At 71.5% G+C, this 20,682-nt stretch carries 17 protein-coding genes; 7 read left to right on the top strand and 10 right to left on the bottom strand.

Features of this window, described 5'->3' with window-relative positions; genetic code table 11:
- The first annotated feature begins 1 nt into the window (after position 1).
- The 7 genes from HHX33_RS17560 to HHX33_RS17530 all read left to right on the top strand — a co-directional run bounded on the left by HHX33_RS17560 (position 2) and on the right by HHX33_RS17530 (position 9,299).
- Positions 2-1,351 carry an aspartate kinase gene (locus HHX33_RS17560; RefSeq protein ID WP_182875549.1) on the top strand — a complete coding sequence of 450 codons (1,350 nt, stop codon included), beginning with the start codon at positions 2-4 and terminating at the stop codon, positions 1,349-1,351.
- Positions 1,352-1,470: 119 nt separating this feature from the next.
- Positions 1,471-2,709 (top strand): cytochrome P450, encoded by a 1,239-nt coding sequence (locus tag HHX33_RS17555; RefSeq protein ID WP_182875548.1) that lies wholly within the window; start codon positions 1,471-1,473, stop codon positions 2,707-2,709.
- Positions 2,706-3,914: an MFS transporter gene (locus HHX33_RS17550; RefSeq protein ID WP_208868463.1), complete on the top strand. Its 1,209-nt coding sequence runs from the start codon at positions 2,706-2,708 to the stop codon at positions 3,912-3,914. Before HHX33_RS17555 ends, HHX33_RS17550 begins: the two co-directional genes overlap by 4 nt.
- A 24-nt stretch (positions 3,915-3,938) precedes the next feature.
- On the top strand, positions 3,939-5,471 hold the full coding sequence (locus HHX33_RS17545) for a GMC family oxidoreductase (RefSeq protein ID WP_182875547.1): 1,533 nt from the start codon (positions 3,939-3,941) through the stop codon (positions 5,469-5,471).
- On the top strand, positions 5,468-6,961 hold the full coding sequence (locus HHX33_RS17540) for an aldehyde dehydrogenase family protein (RefSeq protein ID WP_220501908.1): 1,494 nt from the start codon (positions 5,468-5,470) through the stop codon (positions 6,959-6,961). Before HHX33_RS17545 ends, HHX33_RS17540 begins: the two co-directional genes overlap by 4 nt.
- 18 nt (positions 6,962-6,979) lie before the next feature.
- Positions 6,980-7,969 carry a zinc-binding dehydrogenase gene (locus tag HHX33_RS17535; RefSeq protein WP_220501907.1) on the top strand — a complete coding sequence of 330 codons (990 nt, stop codon included), beginning with the start codon at positions 6,980-6,982 and terminating at the stop codon, positions 7,967-7,969.
- Positions 7,970-7,994: 25 nt separating this feature from the next.
- Entirely contained in the window at positions 7,995-9,299 is a 1,305-nt protein-coding gene (locus HHX33_RS17530) for a flavin-containing monooxygenase (RefSeq protein ID WP_182875545.1), read from the top strand.
- A gap of 471 nt (positions 9,300-9,770) precedes the next feature.
- Here HHX33_RS17530 and HHX33_RS17525 read toward each other — a convergent pair whose 3' ends face one another.
- The 10 genes from HHX33_RS17525 to HHX33_RS17480 all read right to left on the bottom strand — a co-directional run bounded on the left by HHX33_RS17525 (position 9,771) and on the right by HHX33_RS17480 (position 20,336).
- Positions 9,771-10,949 carry a cytochrome P450 gene (locus tag HHX33_RS17525; RefSeq protein WP_310741419.1) on the bottom strand — a complete coding sequence of 393 codons (1,179 nt, stop codon included), beginning with the start codon at positions 10,947-10,949 and terminating at the stop codon, positions 9,771-9,773.
- Between the two features lie 115 nt (positions 10,950-11,064).
- A complete protein-coding gene (locus HHX33_RS17520) occupies positions 11,065-12,363 on the bottom strand; it encodes an MFS transporter (protein WP_182875543.1) in 1,299 nt (432 codons plus the stop codon).
- Positions 12,364-12,515: 152 nt separating this feature from the next.
- Positions 12,516-14,219 carry an AMP-binding protein gene (locus HHX33_RS17515; RefSeq protein ID WP_182875542.1) on the bottom strand — a complete coding sequence of 568 codons (1,704 nt, stop codon included), beginning with the start codon at positions 14,217-14,219 and terminating at the stop codon, positions 12,516-12,518.
- A gap of 5 nt (positions 14,220-14,224) precedes the next feature.
- Positions 14,225-15,025, bottom strand: a complete 801-nt coding sequence (locus HHX33_RS17510; RefSeq protein ID WP_182875541.1) for an enoyl-CoA hydratase/isomerase family protein — start codon at positions 15,023-15,025, stop codon at positions 14,225-14,227.
- On the bottom strand, positions 15,022-15,762 hold the full coding sequence (locus HHX33_RS17505) for an SDR family NAD(P)-dependent oxidoreductase (RefSeq protein WP_111701112.1): 741 nt from the start codon (positions 15,760-15,762) through the stop codon (positions 15,022-15,024). The genes HHX33_RS17510 and HHX33_RS17505 overlap by 4 nt, the downstream gene beginning before the upstream one ends.
- Positions 15,759-16,244, bottom strand: coding sequence for an iron-sulfur cluster assembly protein (locus HHX33_RS17500; RefSeq protein WP_182875540.1), 486 nt, complete (start codon positions 16,242-16,244; stop codon positions 15,759-15,761). Before HHX33_RS17500 ends, HHX33_RS17505 begins: the two co-directional genes overlap by 4 nt.
- Positions 16,241-17,344, bottom strand: coding sequence for a Phenylacetic acid catabolic protein (locus tag HHX33_RS17495; protein WP_182875539.1), 1,104 nt, complete (start codon positions 17,342-17,344; stop codon positions 16,241-16,243). The genes HHX33_RS17500 and HHX33_RS17495 overlap by 4 nt, the downstream gene beginning before the upstream one ends.
- Entirely contained in the window at positions 17,345-18,232 is an 888-nt protein-coding gene (locus tag HHX33_RS17490) for a Phenylacetic acid catabolic protein (protein ID WP_182875538.1), read from the bottom strand.
- 53 nt (positions 18,233-18,285) lie between these two features.
- Complete coding sequence (locus tag HHX33_RS17485) at positions 18,286-19,278, bottom strand: 3-oxoacyl-ACP synthase III family protein (RefSeq protein ID WP_111701108.1); 993 nt, start codon at positions 19,276-19,278, stop codon at positions 18,286-18,288.
- Entirely contained in the window at positions 19,278-20,336 is a 1,059-nt protein-coding gene (locus tag HHX33_RS17480) for a ketoacyl-ACP synthase III family protein (RefSeq protein ID WP_182875537.1), read from the bottom strand. Before HHX33_RS17480 ends, HHX33_RS17485 begins: the two co-directional genes overlap by 1 nt.
- Between the last annotated feature and the right edge of the window lie 346 nt (positions 20,337-20,682).

Genomic DNA, 20,682 nt, shown 5'->3' with positions numbered 1-20,682 from the left:
GATGGCGCTCATTGTGCAAAAGTACGGCGGAACCTCGGTCGCCACGCCCGAGAAGGTCTTCGAGGCGGCGCGGCAGATCCTCGCGGCGCGGGCGGACGGGCACGAGGTCGTCGCGGTCGTGTCCGCCATGGGCGGCACCACCGACAGGCTGCTGCAACTGGCCTCCTCGGTGTCCGACCGGCCGGATCCCGCCCAGCTCGACGCCCTGCTCAGCACGGGCGAGGCCGTGTCCGCCGCGCTGCTGTCGATGGCGCTGAACCGCCAGGGCGCACCCAGCAGGTCGTTCAGCGGCGCCCAGGCGGGAATCCGTACGGACGACCGCCACGGCCGGGCGACGATCCAGCAGGTGGATCCGCGGAGGCTCAAGGAGGACCTCCGCAAGGGAGCGATCCCCGTCGTCGCGGGCTTCCAGGGTGAGGCGGGTGCCGGAGGGCCCTGCACCACCCTGGGCCGCGGCGGCTCGGACACCACCGGCGTGGCCCTGGCGGCGGCGCTCGGCGCGGACCACTGCGAGATCGTCACCGATGTCGCGGGGGTCTACACCGCCGACCCCAGGAAGGTCGACGGCGCCCGGCGCCACACCGCCCTGCTCTACGAGGAGATGGCCGAGCTCGCGGTGAGCGGAGCCAAGGTGCTCGCCGCGGACTCCGTGGACTACGCGCGGACCCACGGCGTCGACCTGAAGGTGCGGTCCAACCACACCGCCTGCGGCCCGGAGACCTGGGTCGGATATCGCCGCCGCACCGCCGCGATGGCGGTGTCCGGCGACTCCTGGACGCCGGCCGCGCTCGGCGAGGTCCCCGCGATCGCGGGGGTGGCCACCAAGACCGGTCTCGTGCGCTGCGTGCTGCGCCAGGTCACCGCGGACCACGCGGTGCGGATCCTGCGCGGACTCGCCGAACGCGAGATCGAGGTCGAACTGCGCCGCTACGGCAGTCTCGGGACGGAGGACGCCGGCGACCTCGCGATCACCCTGCCCGCGGAGAGCGTGGAGGAGGCGCGCGGGCTGCTGGCCGAGGCCGACCGGGGAAGCCGCCTTGACGAGGTGCACTGGACCTCCAACCTGGCCCGGCTCTCGGTCGTCGGCCTCGGAATAGGCCAGCTGCCCGGCTCGCCGCTGCGACTGCTCGAAGCACTGCGGTCGGTCGGCGCCGCGCGCACCGATCTGCTCGTCACGTCCAACAGGCTCAGCGTGCTGACCGGGGAGAGCGGCCTGGCCGAGGCGACCCAGAGCGTGCACGACACCTTCGTCCACGAACCCGCGGTGCCCGAGATGCACAGCACCCCCCTGTGGGCCACCGATCGCAGACAGCTGAGTGCCCACGTGCCCGCGCTGGCCGCGGCCGACTGAACCGCACGCCGCGACTGGGCCGGCCGGTCCCCCCCACCGGCCGGCCCAGCACCCCGGCCCAGCAGTGCCCGGACGAGCAGTGCCCGCCGGACGAGAAGCCACCAAGCGGAGCGACCCCGATGACTATGCCGACATTCGACCCCACCTCTGACAGCCAATTGGCCGACCCGTATCCGACGTACACGCAGATGCGCGATCGATGCCCTGTATTCCATGACGAGAATCTGGACGTCTTCGTCGTCACGCGGCATGAAGACGTCGTACGCGTGGCCCACGATCCGGAGACGTACTCATCCGAGAGCGCGGTGAAGGCGACCGCGGGGCCGGAGGCCGACGAGGTCAAGCAGATCCTGGCCGAAGGCTGGTCGCTGACGCCCAATCTCACCGAGAGCGACGGCGAGGAGCACACCCGGCTGCGCGTGGCGGTGAACCGGGTCTTCACGCCGCGGCGGGTGGCCGAGCTCGAACCCTTCATCAGGGCGACCGGCGAGGAGCTGATCGGACGGTTCGCCGCCGCCGGCTCCACCGACATCATCGAGAACTACGCGTGGCCGCTGCCGCTGTCCGTCATGGCGCGGATCCTCGGCGTGCCGACCGGCGACGTGCCGCTGCTGCGGCAGTGGAGCCACAGCTGGCTGAAGCTGTCCGTCGGCGGCGGCGACGTGGCGGAGCGGGCCGCCTGCGCCCGCGACGTCATCGCCATGCAGAACTACGTGATGGGGATGCTGCTGGACCCGGGGCGGGCCGGCGACGGGCTCATCGCGTCGCTCGCGGCCGACCACGGCGAGAACGGCCTCGACGACGTCGAGCTCATGCGCATCGTGATGAACCTGATCATCGCGGGGCACGTCACGGTCACCCGCTCCATCGGCAACGGGCTGGTGAGCCTGCTGGAGAATCCGGCTCAGCTCGCGGCGTTGCGCGAGGGCGAGGTGACACCCGCGGCGATGGTCGAGGAGATCCTGCGGTTCGAGTCTCCGGTCCAGGGCCTCTTCCGCACCGTCACGGCGGAGACCGAGCTCGCCGGCCGCCGGCTGCGGCCCGGCGACCGCGTGATGGTGCACTTCGGCGCCGCGAACCGGGACGGGCGCGTGCTCGCCGACCCGGACACGTTCGACATCAGGCCGAGGGCCGGCCGCAACATGCTGGCCTTCGGCCGCGGCATCCACACCTGCCTCGGCGCCGGGCTGGCCCGGCTCCAGCTGCAGATCGCCATTCCACTGCTGTTCGACCGCCTGCCCGGACTGCGTCTGGGGCCCGCGAACGCGCGCAGCCGGGAGCGGCTGGTCATCGCGCGTGGATTCGACGAGCTCCACCTGCAATGGGACGTATCGCAAGTAAAGGAGGCAACACTGTGACCACGCAGGAACAAGAAGTCGCGCCGGTGGCGGTCGAGAGGAACGCCGCCATGGTCGGGACGCCGCTACTGATGGTGGGCGTCGCCCTGGCGGCGGCGAACCTGCGTCCCGCCATCACCACCGTCGGCCCGCTGCTCGACGAGGTGCGCCGGTCGCTCGGCGCCTCCCTGCTCTGGGCGAGCGTGCTGACCGCCGTACCCACCCTCTGCTTCGGCATCGCCGCCGCGGCGGCACCGCTGGCGGCCCGCAAGCTCGGCCTGGCCCGGGCGGTCGGCGCCGGTCTGGTCGTGCTCACCGCCGGACTGCTGCTGCGGGTCGTGGGCGGCCCGTGGGTGATGCTGGCCGGCACGTTCGTCGCGGCGTCCGGCATCGCCATCGGCAACGTGCTCATCCCGGTCGTGGTCAAGCAGGCGTTCCCCCAGCGGATCCCGCTGATGACCACGGTCTACACCGTGGCCCTGATGGTCGGCGGCGGGGTGGGCGCAGCGGCGACCCCCTGGCTGCAGGAACAGATCGGCGGCTGGCGGGTCACCCTGGCCGCGTGGTCGCTGCTGTCCATCGGCGCGCTGCTGGTCTGGATCGCCGGAACGCGCCGCACCGGCCTGCTCGGCGCGAGCCCGGCCGCGCCGGCGGAGCGCACGCTGCTGCTGCGCAGCCCGCTCGCGTGGCTGATCACCGGGTTCTTCGGGCTGCAGGCGGCGGGCTCCTACGTCCTGATGGGCTGGGCCGCGAACGTGTTCACCGGCGCGGGCATCAGCAAGCAGGAGTCGGGTCTGCTGCTCGCCCTGCTGGTCGCGGCCGCCCTGCCCGTCACGATGGTGGTCGTGCCGGCCGCGATGCGCAGCCGCAGCCAGTCCTGGTGGATCGCCGGTCTCGTGGGCCTGGAGATCGTCGGCACGATCGGCATGCTCGTCTCGCCGACGTCGGTGCCGTGGCTGTGGTCGCTCCTGTGGGGGGCGGGCATGGGCGTGTTCCCGATCGCGCTCGGCCTGTTCGCGCTGCGCACCCGCACCGCGGCCGAGACCGCCGGGATCTCGGCCATGTCGCAGGGCTTCGGCTACCTGATCGCCATCGGCGGCCCGTTCCTGTTCGGCGTGCTGCACGGCTCCACGGGCGGCTGGGCCGTCCCGATGGTCATGCTCACCGTGGTCTTCGCCGTCGACCTGGTCCTCGGGTTCGTCGTCGGCCGCCCCCGGTACGTGTAGGACCGCGTCGACGGAGGAGTGATCATGACCTACGACGTCATCGTCATCGGCGGCGGATCCGCCGGCTGCGTCCTCGCCAACCGGCTGAGCGCGGATCCGCGGCTGTCCGTCCTGCTCCTGGAGGCCGGACCCGACTTCGCGACCGTCGAGGAACTGCCGGCGGAGGTCGCCGACGCCCACTACGCGCCGTACTCCTACGACTGGGGTTATCGATCGGTCCCGGACGAGTTCGGCAACGAGGTGCCGGTCCCCCGCGGCCGGATCATCGGCGGATCCTCCTCCGTCAACGTCTGCGTGGCGATGCGCGCCCGGCCGTCCGATCACGACGCGTGGGCGGACCTGGCCGGGCCCGAGTGGGGCTACCCGGAGATGCTCCCCTTCTACAAGAAGATGGAGCACTACCCGTACGGCGAGGAGAAGTTCCACGGCCTCGGCGGGCCGTACCGAATCACGCTGAGCACGGCGGCGGACCTGGGCCCGCACGTCGCGGCGATGGGAGAGGCGAGCGCACGGCTCGGATATCCGACGGTCGGCGACTTCAACGCGCCGGGCGCACCGGGCTTCGCGCACACTCCGCTCAGCGCGGCCGACGGCCTGCGGCTGAGCACGGCCGTCGGCTACCTCAACCCGGTCCGCCACCGGCCGAACCTGCGGGTGCGCGGCGACGCGCCGGTCGACCGGGTGCTCTTCCGGGGCACCCGGGCCTGTGGGGTCCGGCTCGCCTCCGGGGAGGAGATCGACGCCAGGCACGTCGTGCTCAGCGCCGGCGCCTACAGCACCCCGCTCATCGCCATGCGTTCCGGCGTCGGAGACCGCGCCGAGCTCGCGGCGCACGGCATCGACGTGCTGGCCGACCTCCCGGGCGTGGGGCGCAACCTCACCGAACACCCCGCCTTCTGGAACATCCACGTCGCGAAGCCGCCGCGGGACGGCGCGCGGCAGATGTTCGGCAGCGTGCTCAGCGTCGCCGCGGGACCGGGCGAGCCGGACTACGACGTGCAGATCCTGCCTTCGGCGGCGGTGCCGACCCGAAGCCTGCCCGCCATGATCGTTCCTCCGGTCGAGAACCACCCGACCGGCTGGGACATGGTCTTCTTCGTCTCCTGCGTCCAGCCCCGTTCGCGGGGCACCGTGCGGCTCGCCTCACGCGACCCGGAGGACGCGCCGATCATCGATCTCGGGCTCTACACGGTCGCCGACGACGCCGAACGGGTCGCCGACGCCGTGCGCATCGCCCGCAGGATCGCGCGCACCCAGCCGCTCGCCGACCTGCTGGTGGACGAGCGGGTGCCGGGTCCGGGCGTGAGCGACGAGGAGCTCGCGGACGCGGTCCGGCGCGCGCCGGCGCACTACAACCACGGAAGTTCCACGATGCGGATGGGTCCGCACCGTGATCCGGACGCCGTCGTCGACACCGACGGCGCCGTCTACGGCGTCGAGGGACTCACCATCGCGGACGCCTCGGTGTTCCCGGCGATGCCGCGCGTGGCCACCAACGTTCCGACCATCGTGATCGCCGAGCGGATCGCCTCGGTGCTGAAAGAGAGGCTGTCGTGACTACGACGTTCGAAACCGCTCAGATCGTGCGGACGCGCTGGTCCTCGCAGGACGAGGCGGACCGCTTCACGGTGCGCAATCCGGCGACCGGCAGGCCGCTGGCCGTCATCCAGGGCGCGGGCGCGGAGCAGGTGGACCAGGCGGTCCGCGCCGCGTACGAGGCGCACTTCGCGTGGAAGGCCCGCACGCCGCGCGAGCGCGGCAAGTGGCTGTGGAAGGTCGCCCAGGCGATCCGCGAGAACGCCGACGAGATCGCCGCGCTGGAGTCCAGCGACAACGGCAAGCCCTTCACCCAGGCGCGGAACTTCGACCTCGAAGGCGCACCCACCATCTTCGAGATGTTCGCCGGCCTCTGCGAGGCGATCCCGAGCCAGGCGCGCGACTCGGGCAGCATGATCGACATCACGCTGCGCGAGCCCTTCGGCGTCATCGGCGCCATCATCCCGTTCAACTGGCCCCCGCTGCACACCGCCGGCAAGATCGCCCCCGCGCTCGCGGCCGGCAACGCCGTGGTCATCAAGCCGCCGGAGCAGGCGCCGCTGTCGGTGATGCGGGTCGCCGAGATCGCCCAGTCCATCCTCCCGGACGACATCGTGCACATCGTGCCCGGCACCGGTGCGGTCGGGGCGCGGCTCGCCGGACACAAGCTCGTGGGCAAGGTCTCCTTCACCGGCGCGCCCACCACGGGCCAGGCCGTGATCCGGACCGCCGCGGAGAACCTGACGCCGACTCTGCTGGAGCTCGGCGGCAAGAACGCCCTGGTCATCTTCGAAGACGCGGACCTCGACTCGGCCGTGCCGTGGGCGGTGGAAGGCGGGTACTTCAACCAGGGCGAGGCCTGCACCGCCGCCTCGCGCGTGCTGGTCCACGTCGACCGCTACGAGGAGGTCGTCCGGAGGCTCACGGCCGCCGTGAACCGGCTTAAGGTCGGCGACGGCGCGGACGCCGGCACGCACGTCGGACCGCTGGTGACCCCGGAGCAGCGGCAGCGCGTGCTGGACTACATCGACCTCGGCGTCCGCGAAGGCGCCACGATCGCGGCCCAGGCGGCGCTGCCCGCCGACCCGGAGCTGGCGGACGGCTACTACGTCCCGCCCACGTTGTTCACCGGCGTCACCCCGGACATGCGCATCGCCTCGGAGGAGATCTTCGGCCCCGTCGTCTGCGTGATCCCGTTCCGGGACGAGGCCGAGGCGGTCCGCATCGCCAACGGCACCGAGTTCGGCCTGGTCGCCGGCGTGTTCACCCGCGAAACCGAGCGCGCCATGCGGTTCAGCCGGGAGCTGCGCGTGGGCATCGTGTTCGTCAACCACTACAACCGCTCGTTCACCGGCACCCCGTTCGGCGGCGTGGGCGCCAGCGGATACGGCCGCGAGCACGCCATCGAGACGCTGCAGGAGTACAGCTACGCTCGCAGTCTGCGACTGCCCTCCGGCCGCGGTGAGATTCCGCGCTGGGCTCCGTCGCTCGAGGTCCTCACCGAAGGCTGAACCGAAATGAGCACGACGATGCGCGCAGCGGTCTGTGTCCGGGCGGGTGGCCCGGAGGTACTCGAGATCCGCGAACTGCCGATGCCTCCGGTCCGCGACGGCTGGAGCCTGGTCCGGGTGGAGGGCGCGGGTCTCAACCGATCCGAGCTGAGGACCCGTCAGGGGCATTCGCCGAACGTGAGGTTCCCGCGGGTGCTCGGGATCGAGTGCGTGGGAACGGTGGCGGACTCGACCGACGCCGCGCTGCCGGTCGGCCAGACCGTCGCGGCCGTGATGGGCGAGATGGGCCGTGAGTTCGACGGCGGATACGCGGAGTACGCGCTGCTGCCGAACTCGCTGCTCATGCCGATCTCCACCACGTTGCCCTGGGACGTGCTGGCCGCGCTGCCGGAGACGTACCTGACCGCGCAGGGCTCGCTGGACGCGCTGGGTGTCGTGCCCGGCGCGCCCGGCCGCCTGCTGATCCGCGGCGGGACCTCGTCGGTCGGCATGGCGGCGGCCTCGATCGCCTCCGCCCACGGTCTCCGCACCGCGGCCACGACCCGGCGTACGGAGAAGATGGACGCCTTGAGAGCGGTCGGCGTCGACCACGTGCTCCTGGACGACGGAGGATCACTGGCGGACGTCGTGCACAGGGTCTGGCCCGAGGGCCCGGACTACGTCCTGGACCTGATCGGAACGGCCACGGTGCCGGACTCGCTGAAACTGGTGCGCCGCGGCGGGACGGTGTGCGTGGCCGGCTCGCTCAGCGGCTGGCTGATCAGGGAGTTCGAACCGATCGCGATGATCCCGCCGGGTACCAGACTTACGGCCTTCCACAGCGACAGCCTCAAGGGCGCCGCCGGTGCGCCGGTGTTGCAACGGGTCGTCGGCGAGGTCGAGGCCGGCGTCTACCGGCCCAACGTCGACCGGGTCTTCGCCCTCGACGACATCGTCGAGGCGCACCGGCACATGGAGAACGACCAGGCGACCGGGAAGGTCGTCGTGCTGCCCGGGACCAAGTTCTGATTTCGCTGCGGAGAGGAATGGACGGATGGGAACGGAGTTCGCCGAGACAGTAGTGATAGGCGGCGGTCAGCAGGGATGCTCGGTCGCGGGCGCGCTCTCCCGGCTGGGCTACCAGGCGTTGGTGATCGAGCGCGGCGAGATCGGCCAGGCGTGGGCCAACGAGCGCTGGGACAGTCTGCGCGTCAACACGCCGAACAGGACGGTCGCCTTTCCCGACTGGCCGTACGACGGGGACGATCCCGAAGGGTACATGCCGGCCCGCGAGGTGGCCGGACGTCTCCGGAGCTACGTGGCCGCGATGGGCATTCAGGTCCGCGAGCACACCAGTGTCCGGATGGTCGAGTTCCCGATCGACGAGGCGCTCCACGAGGGTGCGCGCTTCCGTGTCCGCCTGGACGACGGCGACGTCGTCGAAGCCCGCAACGTCGTCGCGGCGCTGGGCGGGTACTCCTCGCCACGTGTGCCGGAGGTGGCCGCGGGCGTGGACCTCTCGGTCACCCAGCTGCACGCGCGTTACTACCGCAATCCGGAGTCCCTGCCGAGCGGCGCGGTTCTCATCGTGGGCGCGGGGAACAGCGGCCAGCAGATCGCGGACGACCTCCGCGACGCCGGCCGGGACGTGTACCTCGCGGTCGGAGGGCACAAGACCGCGCCCCGGCGTTACCGTGGCGCGCAGATCCTCGACTGGCTGCAGCTGCTGCTGCCGGAGGGCAACCTCGAGACCGCGTCGGGTGGACGCGGTGACTCCCCCGTGCTGCCCGGCGTGTCGGTGCTCAGCGGGAAGGACGGCGGCCAGGACCTGAGCCTGCCGATCCTGGCCGCGAAGGGCGTCACGCTCGTCGGCTCCGTCCGCGGCGCGCAGGGCGGTGTGCTGGTGCTGGAGGACAACGTCCGCGCCGTGGCGCAGGCGGCCGCCCACAAGGAGAGCGAGCTGCTGAAGGCCATCGACGCGGCGATCGAGCAGCGCGGGCTGGTCGTTCCCGCGGCGGACCCCTCCCCCGAGTACGACCCCTCGCTCATCAAGGACTACGGCGGCACGCTGGACCTGGTCGCGGGCGGCATCACGACGATCATCTGGGCGACGGGCTTCGTGCCCGACTACGGAATCCTGCCCGCCGAGGCGCTCGACCAGGACGGCCTGCCGGTGCACCGCAGGGGGATGGGCACCCTGCCGGGCCTGTACTACGCGGGCCTGCCCGAGGCCGGGTCGGTGATGCCGCTGCTCATCGCCGCCACACGCAACCAGGCCGAGCGCGTCGCCCGGCACATCCAGATGGACAACACCCTGCGCCACCGCTCGCCCATGGCGATCGGCGGGCTGTGGACCTGACGTATCGGCAGAGCGACGAGGGTGAACGAGGCGGCGATCGACCAGATCGCCGCCTCGTTCGCGTTCCTGCCCAAGCCTCGCGTTCCCGCCCCATGCTCCCGCCGACACCCCGCGCTCCCTGCCCGAAGCCTCGCGTTCCCACCGACGCCCCACGCTCCCGCTGACGCCTCTCGTCCCCGGCGGGAAACCCCGGCCTCCCAGCGCTGGTCCGCCGCCGAGCTCTCCGCACGGACCGCGCCGACGCCGACAGGTCTCCCCATCCGGGACTGGGTCCGCGTTCCTCTGCCACTGCGCGGGTGCCACTGTGCCGGCCCCGCTTCCCCACGGCTTCGGCGCACTGCCGGGCACGAGGCCGAGCTTCCCAGGCGGTGGGCCGGCGGTGAGGCCGGGGACGTCCTCGGACCGGCCGGCCGACGGCATGACTGTGCCGCCGGAGGCGCGGTGCGCCTCCGGCGGCCGGAGTCCGTGCGGTCACGCCGGGTGGGGGACGACCTCCAGGCCCACAGGGCCGTTGATCATGAACGAGGTCAGGCGGGCGGGCTGCTCTCCGGGATGGGCGAGGGTGAGATCGGGCAGCTCGTTGAACAGCGTGGTCAGGGCGACCTCCGCTTCCAGGCGGGCGAGGTGCGCGCCGAGGCAGAAGTGGGGGCCGTGGCCGAACGCGAGGTGTTCCTTGCCGCCCCGTGTGGGGTCGAAGCGTTCCGGGCAGTGCGGGTGAAGCTCCGGGTCGCGGCCGGCGGCGGCGAATCCGATGGTGATCGCGTCGCCCTTGCGGATGACGACGCCCTCACCGAGGTCGATGTCCTCCAGCGCGGAGCGCATGGGCATGTGCATGACCGGCCCCTCGATGCGCAGCGTCTCCTCGATGACGTCCTGCCAGCCGATGGCGCCCTCGTGGATCCGGGTGAGGTACTCGGGATGGGTGAGCAGTGCCTGGACGGCGCTGGTGATGAGGTTGACGGTGGTCTCGTGACCCGCGCCGATCATGAGGAAGAGGGTGCCGAGCAGCTCGGCCTCGGACATCGGCTCCGCGCCGGGCTCGGCCGGCAGGAGCAGGTCGCTGGTCAGATCGTCGGCTGGATGCTCCCTCTTGTACCGCAGCAGCTCGCCGAGCCGGTCGTACAGCGCGGTGTGGGCGGCCACCGCCTCTTCCGCGTCGAGCGAGGAGTTCAGCGCCCCGTCGATTCCGCTGCCGATCCCCGCGCGCATGTGTTCGGGGACGCCGAACAGGTCGCAGATGACGGTGATGGTCAGCGGCAGCGCCAGGGCGTGGCGCACGTCGGCGGTGGCCCCGGGGGGCAGCGCGGCCAGCGCCTTGACCAGGCGGTCCGCGGTCGCCTGGACCCGCGGACGCATCCGTTCGACCTGCCGCGGCGAGAACGAGGGGGCGACGCGGCGCCGGGACCTGCGGTGCTCCTCTCCGTAGAAGTTGAAGAAGCTCTCCTGCATGGTGAGCGCGGCGAGCGACCAGCCCTCGGGCACGTCGGCCAGACCGGGCCAGTGCCGGCGGGAGTCGCGCGAGACGCGCGGGTCGTTCGTGAGCGCCTGGATGACGCTGTGCCGGGTGATCGCCCAGGCGCGGACGGGGCCGGGAAGCTCCACCAGCACCGCCGGCCCTTCGGCGCGTAACGCGGCGGCCTCGGCGTGCACCGAAGCGCCTGTGGGATCGAGAACAGGACATCTGGAAGCGGACAAGGACGACATGCGGTACTCCCTCACTGGAGATTGCACGGAGACCTCCACCGGTTCCGCCTGATGCGTGGAATCAGCTTCTGGCGGTCGTGAGGCCGGGGGACGTGGCGGTCGCAGGTGGTGGTACGGCGGCACGCCGTACGGCCGTGCTGCCGGAGCGTTCCCGCAGGAACGCCGAAGCGGCCAGAGCGATCACACCGGCGGCTGCCATGTAGACGGCGATCGGCGTCCAGCCGTGGAACCTGTCGAGCAGCGCCGCGGCGATGATCGGGCTGACGGCGCCGCCGAGCAGCCCGCCCACGTTGTAGCTGATGGACATGCCGGAATACCGCACGACCGTGGGGAACAGCCGGGCGCAGAACGCCCCCTGCACGCCGTAGCTCGCGGCGAACCCCGTGAACAGCAGCAGGAAACCGAGAGCCATCAGAGGGAAGGACCTGGTGTCCAGCAAGGGGAACCAGGCGAACGGCGCCACCGTCATGGCGACGACGCCGCCGACGAAAACCGCCTTGCGGTTGAAGAGATCACTGAGCCAGCCGAAGAACGGCATGGCGACGATCAGGAAGACGCACGACGCGACGAGCAGCACCAGCATGACGGGCCGGCCCACACCGATGGCCGCGCCGTATTTGAGCGAGAACACCGACCCGAGGTAGAACACCAGGAACATGGGAAGCATCGACAGCGACGCGCCCAGAGTGATCAGACCGTACCGCGACAGAACGTCGATCGCCGGCCGGTTCCTGACGGCGCCCTCGGCCTTCGACCGCTCGAACTCGGGGGTTTCCGCGAGCCGCGTCCGGACGTGGAGGGCGACACCCACGAGCACGGCGCTGAAGATGAACGGCAGTCGCCATCCCCACGACAACACCTGCCGGTCCGGCAGCGCGGTGACGAGGAGGAGCGCGCCGTTGGCCAGCAGCAGTCCCCAGGCGTTGCCGGTGCCGACGACGGCGGTGAGGAAGCCCCGCCTGTTCGGCTGAGCGCTCTCCAGCGCCATCAGGAACCCACCGCTCGACTCTCCGCCGAGGGAGCATCCCTGGATGAACCGGAGGACGCTCAGCAATATCGGGGCGGCGACACCGATGGTGGCGTAGGTGGGCAGCAGGCCGATCAGGACCGTCGCGCCGCCCATCATGACAAGCGTGGTGACCAGCGTCGCCTTGCGGCCGATCCGATCTCCGAAGTGCCCGAACACGAAGGCACCGAGCGGCCGTCCCGCGAAGGCGACCGCGAACGTCGACAGGGACAGCAGGGTGCCGGTGGCGGGGTCGAACGAAGGGAAGAACAGTTTGTTGAAGTAGAGCGTCGAGAACGTGCCGTAGACGAGGAACTCATAGCATTCGATGCTGTTCCCGATGAGGCTGCTCAACACGGCTCGTCTGCGTTGACCCCTGCTTATGATGACGGCATTCATTTCGTCTCCGGGGAGTAGTCGGCCCGGGCGGGCGAGCTGTGCGGGGGAACGCGCGCCCGTCGCACAGCCCGCTCACGTCGCGGGGGGCTGGGAGTGTCAGACACGACCTAGTTCTGGAAGTCCTCCTCCCACCACTCCTGCGCCGACCGCGAACTCCGCTGTTCCTCCCGCCGCCGCAGCTCGGTGCGCTGGATCTTGCCGGTGACGGTCTTGGGCAGTTCGGCGAACTCGATGCGGCGGATCCGCTTGTAGGGCGCGAGCTGGTCGCGGGCGTGGGCGAGGATGAGCTGTGCGGTCTCGGCCTCCGGCCGGTAGCCGGCGGCGAGCGCCACGTACGCCTTGGGCACGGCCAGTCGAAGCGGTTCGGGTGAGGGCACCACGGCGGCGTCGGCGACGGCCGGATGCCGCAGCAGCACGCTCTCCAGCTCGAAGGGGGAGATCCGGTAGTCGGACGCCTTGAAGAGGTCGTCGCCCCGCCCGGTGTAGCGGAAGAGTCCGTCGGCGTCCCGGGTGGCGATGTCGCCGGTGTGGTAGTAGCCGCCGCGCGTGCAGTATGCGGTCGCCTCGGAGTTGCCCAGATATCCGCTCATCAGGCCGAGCGGGCGACTGGCCAGCGGCAGGCAGATCTCGCCCTCCCCGGGGCCGTCCGGGATGGGAACGCCGGTGTTCGGGTCCAGCAGCGCCACCTCGTAGCCCGGCAGCGCCCAGCCCAGCGCCCCGTCGACGCTCTCCATGCCCGGCGGAGTCCCGATCTGGGCGGTGGTCTCGGTCTGTCCGTAGCCGTCCCGTACCGTCACCCCCCACGCCTCGCGGACGCGGCGCACCACCTCCCCGTTCAGCGGTTCCCCGGCGGCCACCGCCTCGCGCAGCGAGATCGGCCACTGCGTGAGGTCCTCCTGGAGCAGGCTTCGCCAGACGGTGGGCGGCGCGCAGAAGGTGGTCACGGCGTAGCGCGACATCATTTCGAGCAGCGGACGCGCGGCGAACCTCGGCTGGTTGACGACCATGACCGTCGCCTGCGCGTTCCAGGGGGCGAACAGGTTGCTCCAGGCGTGCTTTCCCCACCCGGGCGAGGAGATGTTGAGGTGCACGTCGCCCGGCCGGATGCCGATCCAGTACATGGTCGACAGGTGGCCGATCGGATAGCTCACGCTCGTGTGCCCGACCAGCTTGGGACGGTTGGTCGAACCCGAGGTGAAGTAGATGAGCGACGGCTCCTCGGGCCGGGTCCGCACCGCCTCCCGGAGCGGCTCGGCGGCATAGGCCCCCTGGTAGTCCAGCCAGCCCGGCACCGGGCCGCCGACGGCGATGCACGTGCGTCCGCCGCTCAGACGTGCCAGCTTGGGGGTGAGACCGGCCTCGGCGACGACGTGCCCCACGCCACCGCGTTCCAGCCGGTCGGCCAGGTCGTCGGGCGTGAGCTGGACGGACGCGGGGATCACGGCGCAGCCCAGACGGAACGCGGCCAGCAGGCACTCCCACAGTTCCACCCGGTTGGGGAGCATCAGCAGCATGCGGTCACCCCGCCGTACGCCGGCCGCCCGCAGCCACCGGGCGACCCGCTGGGAGCGCTCGGCCAGCTCGGCGAAACTCAGCGCGGTGTCGGCGACGACCTCTCCCCGCTGGTCGAGGTCGACCACGCGCAGCGCGATGGCGTCGTTCCCCTGGGCGATCACATCGAACCAGTCCGCGACCCAGCTGAAATCCTGTCCCACCTCGGGCCTGGGAAAGGCCCGGGCGCGCGGCAGGTCCCCGTAGGAGGACAGCAGGTGGTCGCGGGCGCGTTGGAACTCGACGGTCGCTGGATTCATGGTGACTACCTCCCGGTGAAGCGTGCGCGGCCAGGGCCTTCGGTGATGAACCCCTGCATGCCGCTCGTACGGTCCTGGGTGCCGAACAGTCCGGCGAACACCGACCGTTCGATGGCGAGCCCGGCGGCCAGATCGGTCGCCAGGCCCGCGTCTATGGCGGTCTTCGCCGCGTGGAGGGCCAGCGCCGGGCCCGTTTCGAAGCGCCGCGCCCAGCGCAGTGCGCTGTCCAGTACCTGGTCGGTCGGCACGACCTGGTCCACCAGGCCGATCTCCAGCGCCTCCTTCGCGCCCACCTGGCGCCCGCTGAAGATCAGCTCCTTGGCCCTCGCCGGACCGATCAGCCGGGGCAGCCGCTGGGTGCCACCCGCTCCGGGGATGACGCCGAGCAGGACTTCGGGGAGCCCGAGCCGCGCCTCGCTGCCGCAGATGCGCGCGTCGGCGGTCAGGGCCAGCTCGCAGCCGCCGCCGAGAGCGGGCCCGTTGATCGCGGCCACCACCGGCTTGGGGATGGCGGCGACCGCGTCGAAGGCCGCCTGGAGCACCGCCGCGTGCCCGACCATCGCGGCGTGCGTCATCGCGGCCATCTCCTTGATGTCGGCCCCCGCCGAGAAGACCGTGGGCCCGCCGTACACGACCACCGCGCGGACCCGCTCGTCGGTCGCGGCCCGCTCGGCGGCGAGGCGCAACGCGGCCTGTGCCGCACGGTCGAGCACGTTGAGCGGCGGCCGGTCGAGACGGATGACGCCCACCGCGCCGTCGACGTCCAGCCACACGGCGGGGTGCTCGACCTCGGGAGTGAACGTCATGACCACAGCAGGCCTCCGTTCACTTCCAGCACGTGGCCGTTGACGTAGCAGGACTCGGGTCCGGCCAGGAAGACCGCCGCGTCGGCGGCTTCGTCCGCGTGGCCGGGCCGGCCGAGCGCCAGCCTGGTCTTGTAGCGCGACCAGATCCGGTCGTTGCCGGTGAGCTGCTGGCCCATCCCCTCGTCGAGGATTCCCGGGGCCAGGGAGTTGACGAGGATGCCGCGTGGGGCGAGCTCGATCGCGCTGACCCTGGTGAACATCTCCACCGCGGCTTTGGTGGCGCAGTATCCGGCGGCGCCGATCGCGACCCGGGTCGCCATGCTGGACGAGACGTTGACGATCCGGCCGGCGCCGCTGCGCTCCAGGTGGGGGACGGCGGCCCTGGTGCAGAGGAAGACCCCGGTCAGGTTGGTCGTCACCATGTCCTGCCAGTCGGCCACCGGCAGCCGGTCCACCCGCCCGTCCCGGCTCACGCCGGCGTTGGCCACCAGGATGTCGATGCCTCCGAAGCGTTCGACGGTCTCGTCCATCAGCGCGGCGACCGACTCGTCGCTGGTGACGTCCACGGGGACGTAGGCGCAGCGGCCGGGTGCGAGGTCGAGGACCTCCTTGATGTCATAGGGGTTGCGGGCGGCGCAGACCACCCGCGCCCCCTCCTGCAGGTAGCGTTCCGCGATCGCCCGGCCGAGGCCCCGGGAGCCCCCGGTTATCACGGCGGTCTTTCCGCTGAGTCTCATCGTGACCCTCCTCTCACGGGGGTGGGGAGCATGGCGTTGCAGCCGGCCGTGCCGATCACATCGAAGGTCGAGCCGCAGCCGCGGCAGTCGTAGGGGACCTTGCACACCGCTCCGCCGAAGCGTCCGGCCTGCTCGACGTCCTCGCCGTCGCAGTAGGGGCACCTGGGAGCGGTGCCCGCCACGCGATAGCCGCCCCTGCGCAGCGCGTCCCGGCCGGCGGCGGTCACCGCCGCGGGCTGCCACGCGCCGCGCTCCCACACGACCTCGATCCCGTGCCCCGGTGCCGCCTCGGCGAGCGCGGCCCGCACCCGCCGGGCGATCTCACCGACGGCGGGACAGCTGAGCCGGGTGGGGGTCAGGTGGACGCGGATCCGGCCGTCGGTCAGCGACACCGAGCGCAGCACTCCGAGGTCGCGCAGGCCCACGTCGATCTCCGGATCGCTCACGCCGGCGACCACGTCGGCGAGCTGGTCGGCGTTCAACTGAACACCCCCGGGGCGTAGTGGTCACGGATCGCGCGACCACGGGAAAGGGAGTCGGCCAGTGCGCTCCCGCCCACGCCCCAGGTCCGCGTCCTCGGGCCGTCCGGCAGGCGCGATCCGGGTCCGCCGTTGTCGCCGACCAGCGCGGCGAGACGCTCGTGCAGTGTCACGGCCAGCGCCGGACCGGCGGGCGGCGCGGCCGCCGGAACTCCCTGTCCCTGCGACTGCGGCCGGGCACCGAACATGTCGCCGGCGCACTCGGTCACTTCGGCGTAGGCACGCGCGAACTCCGTCCGGGTCTCGGGCCAGGCGGCCAGCGCCCGCGCCCACCGCCGCCAGTGGTCCAGGTGGACCAGTTGCTCATCGCGGATGGCGCTGATCGCGGGCAGCCACTCCGCTCCGGGCTCGGCCTCCGCGGTCTGCTCGGCGAGTACGGCGACGGCCGCGGCGATCACAAGGCCGCCGGCCACCAGGGACGGCCAGTCGGTGAGCCGCTCGACGACGCGCGACACCTGCCACTGCGCCTGCGCCCGGTCGAAGAACCGGGCATCCACAGCAGGCTGGTCGAAGCCGCACAGCACCAGGATCGTCCCGGCGTGCGCCAGCGCCTCCTGCCCGATGGAGCCGACCGCCAGCGCCTCCTCCAGGTCGATGTAGTCGACGATGCGTTCGCCCAGCCGGTTGCCCAGGACGAACAGGTCGTCGGCGAGCGCCAGCCACAGGTCGGTGAGCCCGGGCTCGCGTGCGTCGTCGCGGCGCTCGGTCAGACCGCTGTCACGGCGTTCCGGCGGGGCGGCGACGGCAGGCGGGGCGGCGGAGCGGTCGCGGCGGCGTGCGGTGGGGAAGCCGGGCTGGCGGTACGGCATCCGGGTCTTGGCGGCGAGCAGGTCGCGGTCGCCCGCGCTGGAGACGATCATGTCGGTGCGGCGGACCACCCAGAGTTTGACGAGGTCGTCGCGGCGCCCGTAGGTCTCCTTGGCCAGGTGCCAGGCGGCGTCCGGGCGCGGCGAGACGATGGAACCGACATGGTTGAGAGCCGTGCCGTGGCCGCTCTGCGCGAACACCTCGTAGACGTCGGAGTCGGTCGGGATGTGCGGCATTCACGCCACCCCCTGCAGCGCGCGCCGGTACGGCGCGTTGCGCTCCAGGGCGCTGCGCACCCAGTCCAGCCGCCGCTGCGACGACGGCCCGCCGTTCGCGATGACCTTCTTCACCTGGGCCCAGTCGGGCATCTCGAACTCCCACTCGCCCGAGGGCGCCTGACGGACCAGCGATGGGTCCACGTGCAGACCGAGCTTCCGGACCACCGGGATGATCTTGTTGAGCCAGGCCTGGCGTACCTCGTCGTTGCCGTCCGGCTTGAGGCCGACCTGCCACATCCGGTTGGTGTGCAGGGTGTCGGTGTCGGGCGGCCCGAGGTAGGCCAGGATTCGCGGCAGCCACAGCTCGAACCCCTCCTGCACCCGGCGGCGCTGCTCGGCGTCACCGTGCGTCAGGATCTCGTGGGTCAGGTCCAGGGCGTGCTGGTAGTGGAAGGACTCCTCGCGCTCGACCTTGCGCAGCGCCCGGGCGTACGGCAGGTACACGCCCTTCGCCAGGGACTGGAACTGCGTGATCGCGGCCGAGTTCGTCAGGAGCAGCCCGGGGCCGACCTCCTCCCAGGTCGCGAAGGAGTAATGGAAGATGTTGTGGATCCGCGTACGACCCTCCAGGTAGTCGAGGAGGATCCGCTCGCGCGGCATGCCCAGGTCCTCGGCGACGCGTGCGACCACGTGCCCGTGACCGACCTCGTCCTGGATCTTGGCCATGAGCATCTGCCGCCTGGTGTGGCTGGGGGCGCGGTCCAGCCACTCGACGTACTGCAGCACGCCCACCAGCTCGTTGAGCGCCTGTACGGCGGCGAACCGCCTGGCGCCTTCCCGCACCTCGTCAGGCATCGGATCCCACAGCTCGTAGCAGCGGTGCCCCGCCGCGGTCGCCATCGGCATATCTCTCTCCTTTTCGCAGCGCTTGCCCGGTTTCCGGCGGAGGTCCGGCGGGCTCAGTACCAGCGGACGACGACGGCTCCAGCGGTCATGCCGCCGCCCACACCGGCCAGCACCAGGAGCTCGCCGCGCCGGAAGGGACGGCGTTCGTGCTCCGTGCGGAGGGTGAGCGGGATGGAGGCGGCGGCGGTGTTGCCGAACCGCGGTGCGGTGAGCGGTACCCGGGAGGGGTCGACGCCCAGCTCGCGGTAGCACTCCTCGACCATGCGGGTGTTGGCCTGGTGCAGGATGAGGCGGTCCACGTCCTCCAGCCGCAGCCCGGCGGAGTCGAGCGCCTCGCCGATCACCTTGGGAAGGGTGCGCATCGCGTACTCGCGTACGGGACGGCCCTTCATCCGGAACAGGTGCTCCCCCGCCTCCCGGGCCTGGGCGTCCAGCGGCCGGCGGGTGCCGCCGGCGGTCACCTCGACCAGATCGCGGTACTCGCCATGGGTGACCAGCCGCCAGTCCAGGACGCCGTACCCCTCGGGCACGGAACCGAGCAGCACCGCCCCGGCCCCGTCGCCGAACAGGCTGACGGTGCGCCGGTCGGCGGGGTCCATCAGCGAGGAGTAGACGTCCGCGCCGACCACCAGGGCGTACTCGCCGCCCTGCCCGGACAGCCGCGCCGACATCATCGAGTCGGCGACCGCCAGTGCGTAGAGGAAGCCGGAGCACACCGCGTTGACGTCGAACGCCGGGAAACCGGACAGCCCGAGCTTGTCCTGCAGAATCGCTCCGGTGGAGGGCTGCGGCTGGTCGGGCGTCGAGGTGCCCACGATGATCAGCCCGAGCCGGTCCGCCGCCCCGGGCCGTACGGCCAGCGCCTCACGGGCGGCGTTCAACGCGAGGTCGGAGGTGGCGGTGCCCGGCTCGCGGTACCTGCGTTCCAGAATGCCGGTCCGCTCGACGATCCAGTTCTCGTCCACGCCGGCCCACTCGGCGACCTGCGCGTTGGCGACGACCACCGGCGGAACATGACCGCCCAGGCCGAGGAGCCCCAGAGCCATCAGACGTCCCCTTCCGGTATCCGCTCCTCCGGCACCTGCACGACGGCGCAGGCCCAGGTCCAGGCCGCCCCGCCGCTGATCACCAGCGCGAAGTCGCCCGGCTCGAGCGGCATCTGGTCCCGCAGGTCGGCCAGGTTCGCGAGGAAGTCCCCGCAGCCCATGTGGCCGGTGACCGCGCCGAACCACAGCGCCTCGGCCTTCAGCACCTCGTCCAGCACCGGCATGTAGATGCCGTCCAGCAGGCCCGTTCCGAGCCGCGGCAGCGCGATGTACTTGATCCGGGGATCGTCGAGCCGCAGCCCCGCGTCGTGCACGCTGTCCACGATCACCTTGCGGATCGACCGGCTGGCGATCTCGGTGAACTTCTCCTTGCCGTGCACCGCCATATAGGACTTCTTCGGACGGCGCAGGTCGATGTACTCGTTGTGCCACAAGGGCGTGGGGCTGAAGTCGTCGCCGTGCCGGAGCATCAGCTCGAGTTCGGCGGCGGTCTCGGTGGCCATGGACACGAGCGCGTAGTCGTCGGGTCCCGCGTCGCCGTGATGCAGCAGCACCGCGGACCCCGCGTCACCGAAGCCCAAGCCGTAGTCGCAGGCCCAGCGGTCGAAACCGGGCGGCAGGAAGCGGTCTCCGGTGGTGATGAGCGCGGCGCCGAGCCCGGGGTCGGCGGCCAGGTGCATCGCGGCCACCTGGAGGGCCATCGCGCCGCCGTTGCAGCCCTGCTGGACGGCGTACGACAGGGCGTCGGGAGTGCCCAGCTCGTTCGCCACATAGTGCGGTGGCGACCACATGTCGTGTCCCTGGTGATAGATCCAGGTGTGCAGCACGAGGCCCACCTTGGACGGGCTCCAGCCCGCCCGGCTGATCGCGTCGCGGGCGGCGGCCACCGCCATCTCGGGGCCGGACCACTGGGCCGAGACCGGCAGCTGGGTGAGTCCGAGCCGCTCGACGTCCGAGGCGGCCAGCTTGCCCGCCGTGACGGCGTCCTCGACGGTCTCGTGGTCCGGCGGGAGCCACGAGGTGGCGGTCTTGATCCGCAGATTGTTTCCGAATTTCATCAGGTTCCTTCGAAAGCTCGGGATCCGTGGGGTGATCGGGGGTTTTCGGGCAGGCGGACGCCGGGGGCTGGCCGGCGGTTCGTCTGGCCGGGGGATGTGGGCGCGCCGTGCCTGACGGAGCGCGGTGTGCGCGGTCGTTCACCACTTGGGAGCTGACACTGGTGCCCTGAGTCACCGGTGGTTTCTCGCCCACTATCGCATACCTTCGCGTAGGTATGTAACTTTGCGAACGGCGTCACCCGGGAGCGACAGGCGGCCTACGCTGGCCTGACAGCCACCTCTGGCCTCGGAAGTGTGTAACTGGGGGACATCCTCACTTGCACAAGGAGGAGCCATGCCGTCTCAG

The organism is Microbispora sp. H10670 (assembly GCF_014161385.1).
In the GTDB taxonomy this organism is placed as follows: domain Bacteria; phylum Actinomycetota; class Actinomycetes; order Streptosporangiales; family Streptosporangiaceae; genus Microbispora; species Microbispora triticiradicis.
This window is presented reverse-complemented; position numbering and strand designations above follow the sequence as displayed.